The 20,422-nt window shown below is 42.1% G+C and carries 18 protein-coding genes and 1 pseudogene; 8 read left to right on the top strand and 11 right to left on the bottom strand.

What is annotated here, in order from left to right; genetic code table 11:
- The coding region (locus tag WBM49_RS09690) for an outer membrane beta-barrel protein (protein ID WP_424371850.1) at positions 1 to 646 on the top strand (646 nt) is incomplete at its 5' end.
- Positions 647 to 720: 74 nt separating this feature from the next.
- Here the strand turns inward: WBM49_RS09690 and WBM49_RS09685 are convergent.
- On the bottom strand, positions 721 to 1,374 hold the full coding sequence (locus tag WBM49_RS09685; protein WP_424371849.1) for a DUF1684 domain-containing protein: 654 nt from the start codon (positions 1,372 to 1,374) through the stop codon (positions 721 to 723).
- Between the two features lie 138 nt (positions 1,375 to 1,512).
- Between WBM49_RS09685 and WBM49_RS09680 the strand changes: the two genes are divergently transcribed.
- Together WBM49_RS09680 and WBM49_RS09675 are read left to right on the top strand one after the other, a co-directional pair.
- On the top strand, positions 1,513 to 2,721 hold the full coding sequence (locus tag WBM49_RS09680; RefSeq protein WP_424371851.1) for an MFS transporter: 1,209 nt from the start codon (positions 1,513 to 1,515) through the stop codon (positions 2,719 to 2,721).
- Positions 2,718 to 3,467 carry a DJ-1/PfpI family protein gene (locus tag WBM49_RS09675; protein WP_424371848.1) on the top strand — a complete coding sequence of 250 codons (750 nt, stop codon included), beginning with the start codon at positions 2,718 to 2,720 and terminating at the stop codon, positions 3,465 to 3,467. Before WBM49_RS09680 ends, WBM49_RS09675 begins: the two co-directional genes overlap by 4 nt.
- Here WBM49_RS09675 and WBM49_RS09670 read toward each other — a convergent pair.
- Positions 3,454 to 4,896 (bottom strand): alpha/beta hydrolase, encoded by a 1,443-nt coding sequence (locus tag WBM49_RS09670; RefSeq protein WP_424371847.1) that lies wholly within the window; start codon positions 4,894 to 4,896, stop codon positions 3,454 to 3,456. The genes WBM49_RS09675 and WBM49_RS09670 overlap by 14 nt on opposite strands.
- Before the next feature lie 135 nt (positions 4,897 to 5,031).
- Positions 5,032 to 5,484, bottom strand: a complete 453-nt coding sequence (locus tag WBM49_RS09665; protein ID WP_424371846.1) for an Lrp/AsnC family transcriptional regulator — start codon at positions 5,482 to 5,484, stop codon at positions 5,032 to 5,034.
- 120 nt (positions 5,485 to 5,604) lie between these two features.
- On the opposite strand from WBM49_RS09665, the gene WBM49_RS09660 reads away from it, so the two are divergent.
- On the top strand, positions 5,605 to 6,042 hold the full coding sequence (locus tag WBM49_RS09660) for a hypothetical protein (protein WP_424371845.1): 438 nt from the start codon (positions 5,605 to 5,607) through the stop codon (positions 6,040 to 6,042).
- 73 nt (positions 6,043 to 6,115) lie between these two features.
- Here the strand turns inward: WBM49_RS09660 and WBM49_RS09655 are convergent, their stop codons facing one another.
- Positions 6,116 to 9,580 (bottom strand): methylmalonyl-CoA mutase family protein, encoded by a 3,465-nt coding sequence (locus WBM49_RS09655; protein WP_424371844.1) that lies wholly within the window; start codon positions 9,578 to 9,580, stop codon positions 6,116 to 6,118.
- A 143-nt stretch (positions 9,581 to 9,723) separates the two neighbouring features.
- Here WBM49_RS09655 and purU point away from each other — a divergent pair, with 143 nt between their 5' ends.
- Entirely contained in the window at positions 9,724 to 10,575 is an 852-nt protein-coding gene (gene purU / locus WBM49_RS09650; protein ID WP_424371843.1) for a formyltetrahydrofolate deformylase, read from the top strand.
- A 152-nt stretch (positions 10,576 to 10,727) separates the two neighbouring features.
- Positions 10,728 to 11,699: a carbohydrate kinase family protein gene (locus WBM49_RS09645; protein ID WP_424371842.1), complete on the top strand. Its 972-nt coding sequence runs from the start codon at positions 10,728 to 10,730 to the stop codon at positions 11,697 to 11,699.
- A 301-nt stretch (positions 11,700 to 12,000) separates the two neighbouring features.
- Here the strand turns inward: WBM49_RS09645 and WBM49_RS09640 are convergent, their stop codons facing one another.
- Entirely contained in the window at positions 12,001 to 12,507 is a 507-nt protein-coding gene (locus tag WBM49_RS09640; RefSeq protein WP_424371841.1) for a hypothetical protein, read from the bottom strand.
- A 200-nt stretch (positions 12,508 to 12,707) separates the two neighbouring features.
- Between WBM49_RS09640 and WBM49_RS09635 the strand changes: the two genes are divergently transcribed.
- Positions 12,708 to 12,902 carry a hypothetical protein gene (locus tag WBM49_RS09635; protein WP_424371840.1) on the top strand — a complete coding sequence of 65 codons (195 nt, stop codon included), beginning with the start codon at positions 12,708 to 12,710 and terminating at the stop codon, positions 12,900 to 12,902.
- Here the strand turns inward: WBM49_RS09635 and pyrF are convergent.
- The 5 genes from pyrF to WBM49_RS09610 all read right to left on the bottom strand — a co-directional run bounded on the left by pyrF (position 12,899) and on the right by WBM49_RS09610 (position 18,883).
- The gene (gene pyrF / locus WBM49_RS09630; RefSeq protein WP_424371839.1) at positions 12,899 to 13,729 is read right to left on the bottom strand and encodes an orotidine-5'-phosphate decarboxylase; all 831 of its coding nucleotides are present in this window, start codon (positions 13,727 to 13,729) and stop codon (positions 12,899 to 12,901) included. The genes WBM49_RS09635 and pyrF overlap by 4 nt on opposite strands.
- A gap of 6 nt (positions 13,730 to 13,735) precedes the next feature.
- Positions 13,736 to 14,812: a peptide chain release factor 1 gene (gene prfA / locus WBM49_RS09625; protein WP_424371838.1), complete on the bottom strand. Its 1,077-nt coding sequence runs from the start codon at positions 14,810 to 14,812 to the stop codon at positions 13,736 to 13,738.
- A gap of 148 nt (positions 14,813 to 14,960) precedes the next feature.
- Positions 14,961 to 15,386 carry a ubiquinol-cytochrome c reductase iron-sulfur subunit gene (locus WBM49_RS09620; protein ID WP_424371837.1) on the bottom strand — a complete coding sequence of 142 codons (426 nt, stop codon included), beginning with the start codon at positions 15,384 to 15,386 and terminating at the stop codon, positions 14,961 to 14,963.
- A 51-nt stretch (positions 15,387 to 15,437) separates the two neighbouring features.
- Positions 15,438 to 16,616, bottom strand: coding sequence for an AIR synthase related protein (locus tag WBM49_RS09615; protein ID WP_424371836.1), 1,179 nt, complete (start codon positions 16,614 to 16,616; stop codon positions 15,438 to 15,440).
- Positions 16,617 to 16,696: 80 nt separating this feature from the next.
- Positions 16,697 to 18,883, bottom strand: a complete 2,187-nt coding sequence (locus tag WBM49_RS09610) for a glutamine synthetase III (protein WP_424371835.1) — start codon at positions 18,881 to 18,883, stop codon at positions 16,697 to 16,699.
- A gap of 208 nt (positions 18,884 to 19,091) precedes the next feature.
- On the opposite strand from WBM49_RS09610, the gene WBM49_RS09605 reads away from it, so the two are divergent.
- Positions 19,092 to 20,126: a glutamine synthetase beta-grasp domain-containing protein gene (locus WBM49_RS09605; protein WP_424371834.1), complete on the top strand. Its 1,035-nt coding sequence runs from the start codon at positions 19,092 to 19,094 to the stop codon at positions 20,124 to 20,126.
- Between the two features lie 93 nt (positions 20,127 to 20,219).
- Here WBM49_RS09605 and WBM49_RS09600 read toward each other — a convergent pair.
- A pseudogene (locus WBM49_RS09600) lies at positions 20,220 to 20,422 on the bottom strand (calcium/sodium antiporter); the annotation flags it as partial.

Raw genomic sequence — 20,422 nt, 5'->3', positions numbered from 1 at the left:
ATTTAATACATGGGTTGGGTATGAGGTGATTTCCCCGGCAGCCAACTTTAACTACAGTGTTTCCTATTTGTTCTCCAACGGGCCTTTCTCCCATTTGGGGGTAAAAGCAGATTTTGCCTTATCAGATGATGTAAGCTTAATGCTTGCCGTGACTAATCCCTGGGACACTAATGACATCAGTGGGAGCGGAGAATATGCATTGGGCGGCCAGTTGGGTGCTTACGGTCAATACCTTAATCTGTACTATGATAGTGGTACAAACGGCGGTTTAGGATTTGAGATAGACTATACCGGTGGATTTGATGTAAATGAAGACTTATTCCTTGGTGTTAATGCCGCTTATAATAATAACCCTGAAACAGATTCCGGATTCTATGGGGCAGCGATTTATCCCCAATTGAGCACTTCGGACGACTTTGCGATCGGATTACGAGGTGAGTACTTTGCCTTTACACAGGATGGTTTTGATGACGTACCAGTTTTCGGATTAACATTAACCGGAAGTTTAACAAAGGAAAACCTTATCATCAAGCCTGAAATTCGTTTGGATAGTTTTTTAAATGACAATGAGCCTTTTTTGGATAGTGATGGTGTCGCCACAAACAGCCTGTCTTCTTTCCTGATTGCAGCCATATACTCTTTTTAAGCTCTTACAATAGTTTTGTTTAGTTCGTTGAGTTGATTAAGCCCTGGCACCTTAGCCGGGGCTTTTCTTTGTAATCATTTAAATGCCTTTACCCCAGCCAAGATCTTAATATCCAATGAGTTTTGCTTGGGTACTAATGGACAAGAATATTTTTTATTATAAGCACAGTAGGGATTATAAGCCTTATTAAAGTCGATTACGATCAGGTCCCCTTCGGGGATCTTAAGATCTATGTAACGCCCGCCTCCATAGGTGTCCTCTCCGTTAGTAGTGTCTGTAAAAGGCAAAAAAAGATAGTCTTCCATACCTTCCTCGCTTTTCAGTTCCTCATTTTGATACACCTCCAATTCATACGTATTCCCCTTTAGCTGAAAAGTCACGATGCCGAATATCACTTCCATGGACATCCTTTCTGTATTGGTAGGCATTAAAAACGGCATGGCATCGGGTGTTCTAAAAAAAGTGGCCCTTACGGTATAGGTAGTATCTGGTTCAAAAAAATCCAAGCCCTTAAAATCTTTTCTATATCTATCTGGCAATGGGGAAGTTTCCGGATCGGAAAATTCTTTATTTAACTTATCTTGAAATTGAAGGACGGAAGCAAGATCAGCATCCATTGATTCTAACACTTCGGTGGACTGCTCATCGTGATATTTCTTCCCATCTCCGCAGCCTGCTATGACAAGTAGCAGAATAAAAATCAATCCTTTTTGTAAATCGTTATACATCACATTCCTATTTGGGATCAAAAGTACAATTTAGATATTTTTTTGGCTAGATTTGATTTGCATATTAGCAGGATACCAAGCACATCCTGCTGTGCCATGCGCCGTTACGTTGTATTCCTAACCCAAAGTGAGCTTATCATGCGCCTGTTGTATGCTTCTTATCTCAATTCCTTCAAGGGACTTTCCAGGGAAGTGTGGTGGCTGGCGTTGGTAACACTTATCAACCGGGCAGGAACCATGGTTATCCCCTTTTTATCTTTATACCTAACTCAGGAAAGAGGTTTTACCTTGGAAAATGTGGGAGTTATTATGAGCTGTTTTGGACTGGGATCTTTGGCAGGCTCCTGGCTGGGAGGAAAACTCACGGATATTTTTGGGTACTATAAGGTAATGTTCATCAGTCTTTTTCTTACAGGCCTGATGTTTATCTGGCTGCAGGTCCTGGAATCTTACGTTGCGCTTTGCCTGGGGATATTTCTATTAATGGTGATTGCAGATGCCTTCAGACCTGCCACTTTAGTAGCCATGAGCGCCTATAGTAAACAAGAGAACAAGACCAGGTCTGTAACCCTTATCAGATTGGCGATCAATCTGGGATTCTCAGCAGGGCCCGCATTGGGCGGGATTATAATTGCCTCCCTGGGCTATTTTGGACTTTTCTGGGTAGATGGTATTACTTGCATACTAGCCGGAATATTACTCCTATTTGTACTAAATCCCAAAAAAGCAAAAGAGGTAGATGTTCAGAAAAATACCGCTCCCGCATCGGCCTATAAGGATACCTCCTATCTGATCTTTATTGGGTCCCTGGTCTTGTTTGGTTTTATTTTCGTTCAATATTTTTCAACCATTCCCATTTTTTATAGCAGTGAACGGTCCCTGAGCGAATTTGAGATTGGACTTTTATTGGCTATGAATGGATTCTTGATCTTTGTTTTTGAAATGCCTCTGATAAAATACCTGGAATCCCGGCCCTTCTCAAAGCTTACGCAAATTATCATAGGTCTTGGCCTTACGGCTTTTAGTTTCTTATTTTTAACTTTTGGCACTTGGGTTGGGCTGTTGGTTATTGGGATGATCTTTATGACCGTCGGAGAAATGATCGCTTTTCCATTTTCGAATGCTTTTGCGATGGATAGAGCAAGGAGAGGCAAACAAGGGGAGTATATGGCACTTTATAGTATTGCATTTTCAATTTCCCACGTATTCGCTCATAATGGTGGAATGATATCTATATCCAAGTTTGGATTTACAGCTACCTGGTATGGTGCCATGATCATCGGGGTGTTGGGCATTTTATTGCTAATGGTCTTACGCTCGCGTTTAAAACTTAAAGAATCCTTATGAAACCTGTCAGAGCAACACTTTTTGCTATACTCCTGCTTATACTAACAATGTATGGGTGCCGAGAATCAACCGTCAATAATACGAAAGAGTCCATAACAACCTCATCTGAAGTTTTCCTGGAACCCAACCGTTATAATGTGGCCTTTTTAATCATGAACGGCACCTATAATACCGAATTTACCGCGCCTTATGATATTTTCCAACACACCCAATACAGAGATGGGATCAAGGCGATGAATACATTTACCGTTGCCAACACAAAAGATCCTATCCGAACTTTTGAAGGGGTTCGGATCCTACCCGATTTTGATTATACCAAAGATGTCCTGCCAACAATAGACATTTTAGTAGTACCCAGTGCAGAACACCACCTGGATACGGACCTGCGAGACAGTATTATGCTTTCATTTGTTTATAATACCGCCCAGAAGGCAACATTTGTAACCTCGCATTGTGACGGGGCGTTTGTGCTCGCAAAAGCCGGCTTGTTAGATTCTGTAGTATCTACCACTTTTCCGAGTGATATAGACACCTATCGGACAATGTTTCCATCCTTACAAGTGCAAGACAGTGTTCTCTTCGTACACGATGGGAAATATATCACCTCTGCAGGGGGTGCCAAAAGTTTTGAGGCCGCGCTTTATTTATGTGAATTATTATACGGAAAAGAAATTGCGGACTCACTGGCAAAAGGCCTGGTAATCGATTGGGAACTGGAGAAGGTTCCCAGCCTTATTCTTCAATGATATCATACCTGGCATCCTTGAAGTATTTTTCAATGACCTTATTAAACTCGGGCGTAATTCTGAGTAGCGCGGTGTTCTTGAGGGAATAAAGTTCTCCCTTGTCTGTATATCCGTTCTTCAGTAATTCTTCCAGATAAAATAAGGCAGTTCCAAAATCTTCGTATTTGGCACTATCTGATATAATTTTAAGGTAATACCCAAATTCCTTGGGCGATGTAATGGTCTTTACCATCCACAGATAACTCAAAGCCTCCTCGTTGACCGGCTTTTGCGCCAACTCCAGGTTAATGTTGTCTTCCACCAAGGCATTGAGATACCCCAGGAGTCGCATCCCCATCTCCTTTTCAAAGGGATCGGTACTATTCATAAATTTTTTGATCTCCGTCATTTGGTAATTCCACCAACCCAGATTGTTATAATTTAAAGTGAGAACATCATCATTTAAATTATATTCATAATCGCCACGGATAAAATATTCCTTTTGTAAAAAACGTTTTTGTTTCCTTTCCTGAATCTTATACTCATTTTCTTTTGAGATTAGTTTAAGGCGTTTCTTTATCTCGTCTAAATTGAGTAACCCCTTAAATTTATTTAACATCTCTTCCCCCAGATAGCTGGCTCCAAGGTAGTTATTGGCTGTAGTAAATTTATTTAAGGAAGAAAAATCCCGATTGTAGATGCTATGAACATAGGCAGAATCTTTTGGAATATTAGTTTTGCTCATGGATCTAAGGGTTAAGATCTCTACCGCTCTTTGCAAGTAGTCTCCATTTGGCCATTCGCTCCCTCCTTCAAAAACCAGTAAATAATTGTCTAATATCCGCTTATCCATATACCTCTTGAGGGTGGGATCAAGGTTTTGCTCGTCAGTAAGGTCATTAAAATTAAAATCGGATCTGCCAACGATCCCTACAAATTGAAAGGGATTTTTAGGATCAATTAGCTCCTTATAAGGAATTCCAGAACCACAAGAAATAACTCCCTCAATAGGCTTAATGATAGAGGGAATTATAGAGGCAAACTTAGCGCCATTGCCAAATCCCGCCGTATAAGATCGTTGTTTGTGAATAGGAAACATTGAATAAACCTTATTGAACATACGACTCGCGATCAGTGTATTCTGAACTATCGAAAGACTATCGTGAACAGCATTAGAAGCCGCCAGGATATAGCCCTCTCTTTCAGCAACTTCCCTGAACATATGTACTACCTGTTTACCTCTACCCTCCATGTCCATAGAGAATAGCACGGGCCAGGTTTCAGACGGGTCGTACGTGGTTGGAAGATAAAGGGCAAAAGTTTCGGGAATAGAATCATTGACTCTAACAGAATCCTGAACGATCCCTTTCTTAAGAAGAACATCCTGACCCTGAAGCAGGAAAAGATCGCACAAAGCGATCGTGACAATCAGAAGAACTATTTTTTTCATAGCAAACTATTCCTCAAAAATCCGGCCAAAATTATTTCACGGTGTGTAAAAATTCATTGAGCCAAATTTCCGTGAGCCCTGAGACCATAAATTTATTTAAAGTACTGCAGGAGTCTCTAAATTACGCATTATTTCTTATCCCTTTCTTTTTTTTATCGGTGCATCTGCTACCACATCAGATAAAATGATATGGGTCCTTGTCTCTCCGTATAAAATCAATTTATCAATGAATTTTTCTAGATGGAACTGATCTCGTAAAACCACCTCCATTATGATATTCTCATTCCCGGTGATTCTGTAACAATTTACCACTTCATCTAAGGTAACTACCATTTCCAGGAAGGGCTTTAATTTCCCCATAAAGGCCTTTAAGGTAATGATTGCCTTTAATTGGTAGCCGGCCATGGCATGAGAAACTCTGGCATGATATCCTTCAATAATTCCCAAGTCTTCCATCTTCTTTACACGTTCGGCCACGGCTGGCGGAGTGAGACCCACCTTCCTGCCAATACTGGCAAAGGATTCACGGGAATTTTCCTGTAAGGATTGTAAAATACCCCAGTTAAGATGATCTATCGCGGATTTCAAATTTTTTAACTACGTATTACTTTGTTTATAAAGCAAATATACGTTTTCTCTTTAATATCTAAAGCAATATACGTTGAATAGGACCTAATTTTAAGGTAAACAATTTGCTTAAAGAGAATTATGTCCCGTTATAATCTTGGATCCTTACCGGTCTACCAAAAAGCATTAGAACTTTGCACCCTAAGTAAGGAGCTAGCCTCTTTTGTTACCTACAACCAGAATTTACTCACTTTGTATCAATCACAAAGTCTGCGGGATCATATTGCCGATTCCTTATTAACAGACGCGGTATTAATTCCGCAGCAGATAGCGAGGGCAGAAACTTCCGATTCTCTCAGCGACAGAATGAAGAGTGCTACCTTTATCGGAATCATGATCCGCAATATTAGTGCCTATTGCAATGGGCTTGAACAACATGGTGTTCGTGAAAAAGAATATCTGCAATTGTTACGGCAGGAGATACGTGTTTTCAGAAGGTCCTTTAAAAAATGGCGCAAATCTATTGCCAATTATGGCAATAGTTCAGAAACCTGGACTTTCAGAGAATACCTCGGTTAGTAAAATCCCTATTCTAAAAACCTTATTAGTTACATCAACAAGAAGAAACAGCTACCCTCCGGCGAATGTTTCATTACATGTTTCGCCTGTACTGCCCTCCTACCTCAAAGAGTGCCTGTGTGATCTGTCCTAAGGAACAGAACTTTGATACTTCCATCAGTTTTTCAAAAATATTCTCATTGTGTACCGCAGACTCCTGCAATTCTTGCAGGCCCTTCTTGGTTCTTTTAATATGCTGAGACTTTAATCTGTCCAGGGTCCTTAGTTGTATTTGTTTCTCTTCCTCGGTGGCCCGTATAACCTCTGCAGGAAGTATTGTTGGGGAGCCTTTGGAACTCAAAAAGGTATTTACTCCTATGATAGGAAATTCACCATTGTGTTTTAAGGTTTCGTAATGCAGACTCTCCTCCTGGATCTTTGAACGCTGATACATGGTTTCCATGGCCCCTAAAACACCTCCCCGCTCTGTGATCCGATCAAATTCTATCAGTACGGCCTCTTCCACAAGGTCTGTGAGTTCTTCAATAATGAATGACCCTTGAATAGGATTCTCATTTTTGGCCAGTCCAAGTTCTTTATTGATGATCAATTGTATGGCCATGGCCCTTCTGACAGACTCCTCCGTGGGGGTGGTTATAGCCTCATCATAGGCATTGGTATGTAAGGAATTACAATTGTCATAAATTGCGTAAAGCGCTTGCAAGGTTGTCCTGATATCATTAAAATCTATCTCCTGGGCATGCAGACTTCTGCCAGACGTTTGTATGTGATATTTAAGCATCTGCGCCCTGGGATCGGCTCCGTATTTTTCTTTCATCGCCTTGGCCCAGATCCTTCTGGCAACTCTGCCAATCACCGCATATTCCGGATCGACACCATTGGAGAAGAAAAAGGACAGGTTGGGGCCAAATTTGTTGATATCCATCCCCCTGCTCAAATAATATTCCACATAGGTAAAGCCATTTGAGAGCGTAAAGGCCAATTGGGTGATAGGATTAGCACCCGCCTCCGCAATATGATAGCCAGAAATGGATACTGAATAAAAATTACGCACCTTGTTTTGAATAAAATATTCCTGCACATCACCCATCAGTCTGAGTGCAAATTCGGTAGAGAAGATGCAGGTATTCTGTGCCTGGTCTTCCTTCAATATGTCTGCTTGCACCGTACCTCTTACCTCTTTTAAGGTTTTCTTTTTAATGGTCTCATACACTTCAGCAGGAAGAACCATATCTCCCGTAACTCCCAATAACATGAGTCCAAGGCCACTATTTCCCTTGGGCAGGCTTCCGGAGTAAGATGGTTGCCCCTCCTTACAATCCTTTAAAAGTTCCTTTATCTTGCGATTGGTTTCCTTCTCCAAGCCGTTTTCAACAATGTACTTCTCACAATTCTGGTCAATAGCCGCATTCAGGAAAAAGGCGAGTAGCATGGGGGCCGGACCATTGATGGTCATACTAACAGAGGTCATTGGGTCCGAAAGATCAAATCCGGAATATAGCTTTTTGGCATCGTCCAGACAACAAATAGAGACACCCGCATTCCCGATCTTTCCGTAAATATCAGGGCGTTCTCCCGGGTCATGACCATAGAGCGTCACAGAGTCGAATGCCGTTGATAATCTTTTTGCCTTCATATCGAGGCTTACATAATGAAATCTTCTGTTGGTGCGTTCCGGGCCGCCCTCTCCTGCGAACATGCGCGTTGGGTCTTCCTCGGTACGCTTAAAAGGGTATAGTCCGGCCGTGTAGGGAAAAGTACCGGGAACATTCTCCTGCAAGGACCACCGAAGCAGATCTCCCCATGCCTGATATCTGGGTAAGACCACCTTTGGAATCTGCAAGTGCGAAAGAGATTCAGAATGGGTGCTGATGTCCAACACCTTATCGCGCACCTTAAATTGGTACACAGGTTCTTTATAACGCTGCACCTTGGATGCCCATTGAGTAATGGTTAGCCAGTGATACGGATCGAGGTTTAATTTGATCTTGTTGAACTCTGTAACAAGAAGTTTTAGAAAAGCCTTTTGCTCCTCCGATACCTTCTTGAGCAGGGAATCCTCCTCCAGACCAGCCTCCAAAATATAAGGTAACGCAGTTCCTTTACTTTGAGCCTCTGTTTCATCTACTACAGAAAGGATAGTTTTATAGATGCCATAAAGAGTTTGGGCAGTACCACTTTGGTTTGTTGCCTCCTGGTCGTAACCGCGATTAGCTTCAGCAATCTCAGACAAATAACGCGTTCTGGCGGGGGGAATGATAAAACGTTTTTCGGGTTCATCCAGAGCAACTGAAAATTGAGACTTAAATGCCTTTCCTATTCGCTCTTCCAACTGTTGCATGACCGCCTTATAGAGGCTGTTCATGCCGGGGTCATTGAACTGAGAGGCGATGGTTCCATAAATAGGAAGCGACTCCGGATCTCTCTCCCAAAGATTATTATTGCGGGTATACTGTTTTCTAACATCTCGCAGGGCGTCCAAAGATCCGCGTTTATCGAACTTATTAATGGCAACCAGATCGGCAAAATCGAGCATGTCAATCTTTTCTAACTGGGTGGCAGCACCAAACTCAGGGGTCATGACGTAGAGCGACATATCACTGTGTTCCACAATCTCTGTGTCGGATTGGCCTATCCCTGAGGTCTCAAGAATAAGCAGATCAAATTCTGCCAGTTTTAGGATGTCCAGGGCTTCTCCAACATATTTTGAAAGTGCTAGATTAGACTGGCGCGTGGCCAGGGATCTCATATAAACCCGGTCGTTATTTATGGCGTTCATTCTGATACGATCTCCCAATAAGGCGCCACCGGTTTTTCGTTTAGACGGGTCTACGGAGACCAATCCTATGGTCTTTTCCGGAAAGTCGAATAAGAATCGCCTCACCAATTCATCGACCAAACTCGATTTCCCCGCACCACCTGTCCCTGTTATTCCGAGAACCGGCACCTTTTTTGTGCTCGCAGGCAATTCTTTTGCATGTTTTTCAAAAGTTCCGTGAGCATTCTCAGCTAGGCTGATCAAACGGGCAATAGTAGTAATATCCTTATCCTTTAAAGAAGCAAGCAGGTCCTTCCCTTTGGGCAAAGCCAAGGGAGGTGTTGAGTAATCCGATTGTTTTACCAGATCATTGATCATTCCCTGTAATCCCATGGTACGGCCATCATCCGGAGAATAAATACGAGTGATCCCATGCTTCATTAAAGCTTCAATCTCCTTCGGTAAAATTACACCACCACCGCCTCCAAAAATCTTAATATGCCCTGCCCCACGTTCCTGAAGCAGATCGTACATATAGGTGAAGTATTCGTTATGCCCCCCTTGATAGGAAGTCATGGCAATAGCATTGGCATCTTCCTGAATGGCGCAATTTACTACCTCGGAAACAGAACGGTCATGGCCCAAATGGATCACTTCTACACCTGTTGCCTGTATAATACGGCGCATTATATTAATAGCTGCATCATGGCCATCAAATAGCGAAGCTGCTGTTACTATTCTGATCTTGTTCTTCGGGTGATACGGTTTGATTTGCTCCATTTCTAATAAACAGTCCTTTTCAAGGGTGCAATTTACGATAAATGCAAAAATTATCGATTTACATTTCGAATTTTATAATATTCTTATCAGTCTTTGGGTGTGGCGTCTATTGTTCTAATTTTACGCCTGTAAAACCAAAGTTCTTGAAAGCAACCTTTCTTATTCATTGTCCGGACCAGCCCGGGATTATTAGTACCGTTACCAGTTTTATCCAGGCCAACGGGGGCAATATCATATACCTGGACCAGCATGTAGACAAAGAGGCCGGGGTATTCTTTATGCGTCTGGAAAGCGAATTCGAAGATACCGAAGATGCTGAAGTTGCCTTGAAAGATGGTTTTGATCGCCACATTGCCCAGGCCTATCGCATGCAATGGAGTGTCCATTTTGGGACGGACAAACCCAGAATGGCCCTTTTTGTCAGTAAGTACAATCATTGTTTATACGACCTCTTAAGCAGGTACTATTCGGGAGAATTAAAAGTAGATATTCCTTTTATAGTGAGTAATCACGATGATCTAAATTATATAGGTAGTCAGTTTAATATTCCATTTTATCACATCCCCGTAACGAAAGACTCCAAAACCAAGGCAGAATTGGAGCAATTGAAATTATTAAAGGAACATTCGGTAGATTTTATTGTCCTGGCAAGATATATGCAGATCATTAGTGCCAACCTAATAAGGGAATATCCCAATAAGATCATTAATATACACCATTCATTTCTCCCTGCCTTTGCCGGTGCAAAACCTTATCACGCGGCCTTCGATAGAGGTGTAAAGATTATTGGGGCCACCAGTCATTACGTGACAGAGGAATTAGATGCCGGACCTATCATTGAACAAGATACAGCCAGGGTTTCTCATGTGCATAAGGTGCACGACTTTGTAGAAAAAGGTCGTGATTTAGAGAAAATTGTACTTTCCAGGGCCGTTCAGCTGCATGTGAACAGAAAAACCATGGTTTATAATAATAAAACCGTGATCTTTTCCTAAATCCTTCACCAATAAGGAGATACTTTTGTCCTTGGGTTTTTATTCTTTGCCTCGTTTATTTTTCATAAATTACTCCTGCGTTCTAAAAGAAGGAAATGACGTAAAGATCACTTAAGAAAAGCTTCCTTTTACAACCAAGAATACCAACTATTATGACAAAAATTGCCGTACTTGGTCCTATTCCGCGAGACACTATTATAACACACCATCAGGAGGTCATAAAAAAATATGGCTGCGTAACTCACCCTGTAGTTGCCCTTGCCAAACTATTTGGGGAGGAAGGAACGGTCTATCCTGTATCGCATGTTCACGAAGTGGATTATGAGAACATTATAGAAGTCTTTAAACCCTACCCCAATATTAACACTTCCCATGTTTCTAGCAAACATGACCGCGGCACTGTGATCGAACTTAAATTTGTAGATCAGAATAATCGTTTGGAACGGCAAACGGCCTGTATGAGACCCATTGTGCCCAAAGACATAAAGTCGCTGGAGGAAATGGATGCCTATGTATTTATCCCTATCACCGATTTTGAGATCTCCATCAGTACCTTAAAATACCTTAAAAAGAAACGCACCGGATTAGTGGTCTTTGACGCCCACGGCCCTACTACCTCAATGGGAATGACAGGTGATCGGTATCGCAAATTTTGGGTAGATATGGATGAATGGCTTAAATACATTGACATCCTAAAAATGAACCTGGAAGAAACGCAAGCCTGTTGGTTTAAGCGAGAGTATGCGGCACATGAGATGACCAGTTATGATGAAGAAAGAACCGAACATTTGGATGAGATGGCGGCCTTTGTCTTAAAAAAAGGTGTGAAATTCTTTTATGTTACGCTAGATGCCAAGGGATGTGTATTCTACACCAAAGTTGGAAATGAGATAAAAAAACAGTTTATAAAATCTATCTATGTAGATCATGTGGTAGATACCACGGGGTGTGGAGACTCCTTTGCAGGAGGCCTGGCCTACGGTTTTGCCGTCTATCATGATCCCGTAAAGGCGGCTCAATTCGCCAATGCTTTAGGCGCACTACGCACTCAAGGGAAGACCTTTGACGTCTTTAAATCCAGGGAAGAAACAGAGGCCCTGATCACCTCCTATTACGCAGAATAGCTGCCACAAAATACCACCAGCTAAGAAACGCTTCCTTGTATGATGGGGCAGGAGTTGGAATACTATTTTCTTATATTTTGGTTAAATCTGGCGCGGCAATAATCTAAATAAAATTGCGTTAGATATGTGTACTTGATTTGGTAACCTTCTGATAATCCAGAGTTAACCATCAAGAAAAAGAAATAAAATAGTTTTATACCCGTATTATTTGAGTTAGTATTTTTGAGTTAGTTAGTTTAAAAAACCGGTGTAGTGGCCGGTTTTTTTATGCGTTCAATTGAAATGAAACCTATTATTTAGGTCATGTTTTTCTCTTGTACAAGCCATCAAAGGCCACATTCACAGCCACTTCATCTTGTAATATTTCCCACAGTTGCCGAATGCTTCCATCCTCATGAAGGGTATAAGTGATCTGTTGAACCATAGTGGTTCCGTCTTCTTGTACAACCGGTTCCGATCTTAAAATCATTTGGTTATTTTGCCTGTTACCTTTCAGTTTTAAGATGGTCCCGGCCGTATCCAACCAAAGTTGTTCCCATTGATTTGTTTTGGGATTATAGAAATTAAAACTTGTTCCGGTAAAGTTACCGGCAGCACTAACCCAACTTTCTTTGATCACACATCCCCCGTGTTGCTTTTCAATAGTATTATCGCCGGCTTTAGTGCCATTAGGCAAGGTTACCTCCCAATTCCCTACCCAGAAATCAAATTCAGCATGAGAGTCGGTACAACAGGTACAGGACGTATTCTGTGCTCGGGAAATCGAAAAGGACAGGAAGAGGAACATAAAAGCCAGTAGTGTTCTCATGGTTTGTGGGAATTGGAAATAGAAGATACAAAAGCACAAAATCAAATTGATAAAATGCCGTACTTTTTTGCTGTATTTGTAAAGGAATCGCAACCAAAAGGTTAAATATTAGATAAATAACCTCAATATTAGCTGTTCTCCAAGATTTCAAAAAACTAAAGAAGTCATTCCTGCGTATCTTTATAAAAAAGAAAATTACGATGGAAAACCAATATTGCAAGGTGGGAGCCACTAGTCATATTGCAAGCGGATCACGAGCCACAGATAGAGTAGAAAGTTACTATAAAACTTTTGCATCCATGGCCACAGATGCTCAGTACACAGGAACACAACTGGGAGAATTTTTTGATCGCAAAGCGCGATCTCTGAAAAAAATACTCGAAGAAAAAGTTTAAGAACCCAATTTCCGATTTTTCAGTTCCAAAGCCATTGCCAGTTGTAATAGCCTGGCTTCTGCTGCTGCCTTTTCTGCAAAATCTTTGCCGTCGGATGCGTAGAGGATTCCTCTTGATGAATTAATCAACAGCCCAACCTGATGATTCAGGCCATATCCGCACACTTCATCTAACTTACCGCCTTGGGCACCAACGCCCGGAACCAATAAAAAATGATCGGGGACTATGTTCCTTATCTCTTTTAAGAAGCTCGCTTTTGTGGCCCCAACAACAAACATAAGGTTATTGGAATTCTTGTAGGTCCTAGAAGTTTCCAGCACTTGTTTATACAGCTCTTTATGATCTACTTTCAAAGTTTGAAAGTCGAACGCACCCGGATTGGAAGTCAGCGCCAGGAGGATGGTATGCTTGTTCTTAAAAGCGAGAAAGGGTTCTATAGAATCCCTCCCCATATAAGGAGCCACGGTAATTGAATCAAAATTCAGGGCTTCAAAAAATGCCTTGGCATAACGGGTCGCCGTATTGCCAATATCCCCTCTTTTTGCATCGGCGATCGTAAAGATCTCCGGATGGTGCTCATTGAGATAGTTAATAGTTCTTTCTAATGATTCCCAGCCTTTTAGCCCATAAGCCTCATAAAAAGCCGTATTTGGTTTGTAGGCTACACAAAGATGATGCGTTGCATCAATGATTTCTTTATTAAAAGCAAATATAGGGTCTGGTTCTGATAGGAGATGAGGTGGTATCTTCTCAAGATCTGTATCGAGACCGATACACAAAAACGATCTTTTCTTATAAATCTGCTCTACCAGCTCCTCTGTAGTCATAGGGTGTTAAAAAATTTCGGAAGCTTCTTTTAATTTCTCTGTATTGTCTACAAGCTGCAGTTCATCGATAATCTTTTGGATATCCCCATTCATGATGTTCTGAAGATCGTAAAGGGTTAGTCCAATCCTGTGATCTGTTACCCTTCCCTGCGGATAATTATAGGTCCTGATCTTTGCGGACCTGTCCCCGCTGCTTACTTGTGAATTTCGCTTGGCAGAATCTTCCTCTTGTCTTTTTTGCAACTCCATATCATACAGGCGAGATCGGAGTACCTTAAAGGCCTTATCTTTATTTTTGTGTTGAGACTTTTCATCCTGGCACTGTGCAACAATACCTGTAGGAATGTGCGTTAACCTTACCGCAGAATAGGTAGTGTTTACAGACTGCCCTCCAGGTCCGGAGGAACAGAAAAAGTCTATCCGAACATCTTTAGGATCTACCTGCACATCAAAGTCCTCGGCTTCTGGCAACACCATCACCGTAGCTGCACTGGTATGTACCCGGCCTTGTGTTTCGGTCTGAGGTACCCGTTGTACCCTATGCACCCCGGCTTCAAATTTCAAGGTACCGTATACATCTTCCCCGGTTACTTCAAAGTGGATCTCTTTGTATCCGCCACTGGTGCCTTCGTTTAAATCTATGATATTGGTTCTCCAACCTTTGGATTCGCAGTACTTGGCATACATTCTGTACAGGTCTCCGGCAAAAATGCTGGCTTCGTCACCTCCGGTGCCTGCTCTGATCTCCATGACCACATCCTTGGTATCTTCAGGATCCTTGGGGATCAACAAGAATTTAATTTCGTCCTCTAGTTTAGGAAGTGCCACTTTGGCCTCTTCCAACTGCATTTTGGCCATTTCGATCATTTCAGGATCATCCCCGGCAGAGAGAATTTCTTCTGCTTCTTCCAGGTTATTCTTTACTTCCAAATAGGCATCTCTTTTGTCTACCAGAAGCTTGAGATCTTTGTATTCCTTGTTTAACTGAACGTATCTTTTTTGATCTGAAAGAATATCGGGCTGTATGATCAGGTCAGAAACCTCATCAAATCGCTGTTTTATAATATTTAATTTATCTATCATAGTCTTTCCTCCCTTATGCTGCGAATTTACAACATTTAGGAGCAATAGCAGATAATAAATTAGCAGGGATCACATAGAAAACAGTCCCGAAGATACATCAAAACAAAAGATGGAGAGTTACCAAAAACCAATACTAAGAAGGAAGGGGTTACTCAAATACCCTTAGGATATCCCCATTCAATTCGGTATTAAAGATCTTAAGAGGATTGTTTGTAATAGTATTGAGCGGGGCTCCATTCTGAGAAAACCTAGAACCATGGGTAGAGCAATAAAAAACGCCCCCATCGTCATCAATAAAACGAACCTGATCTGTTTGCTGATGGCTACATATCTGACTGGCAGCTATAAAATTTCCCTGAAGATTTTTCACGACTACCACTTCATTTTTCAGGATGAAGTCGCCATTATTTTGCAGTTGAGCTCCCTCACTAGAGGTTAGGTCGATCGTAAAATCAACCCCCGTTGGGACAGGCAGACCTCCTACATCATCTTTGGAACAACCTTGTACACAAGGGAAGGTAAGGGCAAAAGCCGCTCCGGCGCCCAGGGTTCTTAAAAATGTTTTTCTTTCCATAACATACTTTTCTTACTAAAAAGAACGCAGCATCATAAAGAATCGTATGTTTTAATACCTAAAGGTGCCGAATTCACTAATGATGGTGAGTTTTTTTGTGGGATGTGCCTCTACTCTGCCAATGACCTGAGCCGGAATATTAAAACGCTCAGAAACAGCGATGATGCGGGCAGCAATTTTTTCACTCACATACAATTCCATACGATGTCCGCAATTAAATACCTGGTACATTTCCTTCCAATCTGTTTTAGATTGTTCCTGGATAAGGGTAAATAACGGAGGGATGGGGAAGAGGTTGTCCTTAATGACGTGATACTGATCCAGGAAGTGCAAAATTTTTGTTTGTGCACCCCCGCTGCAGTGTACCATTCCATGGATATCCCCTGTATCCAACTCTTCCAGTATCTTTTTGATCACTGGAGCATAGGTCCTTGTGGGAGAAAGAACCAGTTTCCCTGCGTCTAACGGCACTCCCGGAATGGGATCAGTGAGTCCTTTCTGACCAGCATAGACCAGGTCCTCAGGAACGGAAGGATCAAAACTCTCCGGATATTTTTTTGCCAATACCTTGGAAAAAACATCGTGCCTTGCCGAGGTAAGTCCGTTGCTGCCCATACCGCCATTGTATTCGTTCTCATACGTAGCCTGCCCAAAAGACGCCAGACCTACAATGACATCGCCAGCTTTTATATTGGCGTTGTCTATCACTTTTTCCCGTTTTATCCGCGCGGTAACTGTTGAATCTACGATGATAGTCCTCACCAGGTCTCCTACATCGGCAGTTTCTCCTCCCGTAGATTGAATATGCACCCCGTGATGTGCCATTTCCTGAATAAATTCTTCCGTACCCGAAATAATGGCCTCAATAACCTCGCCCGGGATTAGGTTCTTATTTCTGCCAATCGTAGAAGAAAGTAATATATTTTCGGTAACCCCTACACACAGAAGATCATCCAGATTCATTACCAGGGCATCCTGGGCGATTCCCTTCCAAACAGACAGATCACCTGTTTCTTTCCCGTACATATACGCCAGGGACGATTTAGTTCCCGCCCCATCTGCATGCATTACCAGACAATACGCCTTATCATTGGTTAGGGTATCCGGAACTATTTTACAAAAAGCCTTTGGGTAAAGTCCCTTATCCAGATTTTTAATCGCCTTGTGTACGTCTTCCTTGGAGGCAGAAACTCCTCTTTGATTATATCGTTTACTAATGGGCGTGCTCATAGGGAGTGATTTACAGCAAAAATAAGGGAATGTTATTCAATCCTGGCATAGCCAGGAGTGCTTTCTGTGCAGCTATTGTTTTATCGGATAAATAAAAGTTCTCTATACTTAGCCAGGGGCCAGCTTTGGTCGTCTACCAATTGTTCCAATTTATCACAATGATATCTGATATCATCAAAATAGGGCTTTACATCATAGCAATACCCCATCGCCTTCTTATGGATATCCTCTTCCGCATTTGCTTTTTTGCGAGCGATGATCATGGCCTCCGATTTTTGTTTGGTTTCCCCCAGATGCAGGGAGATTTCTTCCAGAATGGCCAATTGGCCCTCAGCCAGTTTTTTATAACTGGCGCCAAATATCTCTTTTAGACCTTTTACATTTTCTATGACACTATTCTGGTAATGAATGGCCGCCGGAATAATATGTGTATTGACCAATTCGTTAAAAACCCTTCCTTCTATCTGTGTTTGTAAGATATAATTCTCGAGGTCTACCTCCTGCCGTGCACGCACCTCTATTTCACTCATCACTTGCATCTCCCTGAAGAGATCCAGGCTCGATTTGGCCGTGAGAATATTCACCGCCTCAGGGGTTGTCTTGTTATTGCTAAGCTTTCTTTTGGCAGCTTCCTTGTGCCAGGCCTCACTGTAACCGTCCCCTTCGAAACGTATCCTTTTGGACGACTTAATATATTCTCGCAGGATGTTAAAAACGGCTTCATCCTTTTTCAGACCCTTTTTATCGATAAGGCTGTCTACTTCTTTTTTAAAATCGATAAGTTGTCTGGCCACTATGGTATTAAGAACCGTCATGGGCTTGGCACAATTTATTTTGGAACCCACTCCGCGCATCTCAAATTTATTCCCTGTAAATGCAAACGGGGAGGTTCTGTTTCGATCCGTATTATCTAGTAAGATCTCCGGGATCTTCCCCACAACATTTAATTTTAATTCTGTTTTTTCCTCCGGAGAAAGTTTCCCTTTGGAGACCCCTTCTAATTCATCGAGCACACTAGAAAGCTGTTTTCCAATAAATATGGAGAAGATGGCAGGAGGGGCCTCATTGGCTCCCAGCCTGTGATCGTTACTTGCCGAGGCTATAGAGGCCCTCAGAAGTTCTTCATAGGTATCCACTGCCTTAATAGTGTTTACAAAAAATGTGAGGAACTGCAAATTTTTCATGGGGGTTGAACCGGGACTTAAGAGGTTTACTCCTGTATCCGTGGCCAATGACCAGTTGTTGTGTTTTCCGGAACCATTGATCCCTGAAAAGGGTTTTTCGTGAAACAGCACTTTTAGTTCATGACGGTCTGCTACCTTGTCCATCACATCCATTAGAAGCAGATTGTGATCTACGGCCAGGTTAGCTTCTTCGAAAACCGGGGCTAGTTCAAACTGATTGGGGGCCACTTCATTGTGCCTGGTCTTCACAGGAATACCCAATTTGGTACATTCCATTTCCAGGTCTTTCATAAAATTAAGTGCCCGCAGTGGGATGACCCCAAAGTAGTGATCGTCTAATTGTTGCCCTTTTGCTGCAGAGTGGCCTACCAGGGTCCTTCCTGTAAGGACAATATCTGGCCGGGAATTGGCAACTGCCTTATCAATTAAAAAATACTCTTGTTCCCAGCCCAGGGTAGCCATCACTTTGTTGACATTCTTATCAAAGTATCTGGCAACCGATGTCGCAGCCTGATCTACGGCATGTAATGCGCGGAGTAAAGGGGCTTTATTGTCTAACGCTTCTCCTGTATAGGAAACAAAAACCGTTGGGATACATAGTGTGGCTCCATAAATGAATGCCGGGGAAGTAGGATCCCAGGCTGTATAGCCTCTGGCTTCGAAGGTATTGCGTATCCCTCCACTGGGAAAGCTGGAGGCATCGGGTTCTTGTTGCACCAACTGACTCCCTCCAAATTTTTCCATCGCCTTCCCATTCGGTAAAAGGTCAAAAAAAGCATCGTGCTTTTCTGCCGTAGCGCCTGTAAGGGGCTGAAACCAATGGGTGTAGTGGGTAGCTCCCATAGACATGGCCCAAGCCTTCATGGATTCTGCTATCTGATCTGCCATTTTCCTGTCTATCTTCGACCCTGTTTGTACAGCGTTCTTAACACTTTCCATCGCATCCTTGGTAAGGTATTGCATCATCCTGTCATTGTTAAAAACATTGACCCCAAAGGCCTCAGACCTCTTGGTCGTTTCTACCATGGGATGAACCTTATGTTCGGAACTTTGGAAGATAGCTTTGAAACGTATATTAGACATTGTTGAAGAGTTTTATTTACAAAAGTCAAAATTAAACATTTCATACATATTCCCCCATAATTTATCATTTTATATAATTAACCCTATAAAAAAAAGGGGTGTTAATAATTATGTCGATTTTTTTGATAAATACCCCCCATATTTTAATAGATGTATACAAAATATTTTATTTTTGGAGATCGTAAAATGAAAAATAACACCGAAGATTATGAGCAAGATTAAACTAGAATACATTTGGTTAGACGGGTACACCCCTACCCAGAATATGAGAAGTAAGACTAAGGTTGAAGAGCACGAAAACTTTAAAGGCACTCTTGAGGAGATCGGGAATTGGTCATTTGATGGCTCTTCCACACGACAGGCTGAAGGAGGATCTTCTGATTGCATTTTAAAGCCTGTGGCAATTTTTCCAGACCCCGAACGTGTTAATGGTTGGTTGGTCATGACAGAAGTTTTAAATCCGGATGGTACACCTCATGCCTCCAATGGAAGAGCTACCATCAATGATGATGATAATGATTATTGGTTTGGATTTGAACAAGAGTATTTTATCATGGATACTGCCACAGGATTACCTTTAGGGTTTCCCGTGGGTGGATATCCTGCACCACAAGGAATGTATTATTGTTCTGTAGGTGGAAAAAATACACACGGCAGGGGATTAGTTGAAGAGCACGCAGATCTGTGCATTGCAGCCGGACTAAATTTTGAAGGCATCAACCAGGAAGTGGCCTGTGGCCAATGGGAATTCCAATTATTTGCCAAGGGAGCTAAACTGGCAGGCGATGAATTGTGGGTTGCCCGGTATCTTTTGGACCGTTTAACTGAAAAATATGGCTATTATATTGATTATCATCCAAAGCCATTAGGGAAAGATATGGACTGGAACGGTTCAGGGATGCATGCCAATTTCTCCAATTCTTTATTAAGAACTTGTGGGGACAGGGCCATTTATGAAAAAATATGTGAAGCCTTCAGGCCCGTGGTAAAAGAACATATTGCGGTATATGGCGAATTCAATGACCAGAGGCTTACCGGCTTGCACGAAACTGCCTCTATCCATGATTTCAGTTACGGCGTTTCGGACAGGGGTGCTTCCATTAGGATCCCAATTGCTACGGTTGAAAGAGGATGGAAAGGCTGGTTGGAAGACAGACGTCCTGCAGCAAACGCCGATCCATATAAAATCGCAGGTAGAATTATAAAGACCGTAAAGTCGGCAAAAATTGAAGTTACAGCTTAAGAGTAAATTGTTAAATGTTTTAGATCCCTGCTTTGGAATAACTTTCAAAGCGGGGATTTATTTGTAAGGTCTATAAGCCAAGTTTGCTACCCATTATGCTAGGGTTAGGTAAAGAAATACAGCATATCCTGCAAGCAGTATAATGCCATCTCGCCACTCCAGCCTTCGTCCTTTTGGAAAAAATACCAGCGGAAGGATCAGAAATGCAAATCCAAGCATCCAGAAAACATCGTTGGTCAATAGGCCCCGATCTATTACCCTAATTGGTGTTATTAGGGAAGTAATACCCAAAACGG

Source organism: Muriicola sp., assembly GCF_049669965.1.
Taxonomy (GTDB): domain Bacteria; phylum Bacteroidota; class Bacteroidia; order Flavobacteriales; family Flavobacteriaceae; genus Muriicola.
Note: the sequence above shows the minus strand (reverse complement) of the source record. Positions and strands in the feature narration are given on the sequence as shown.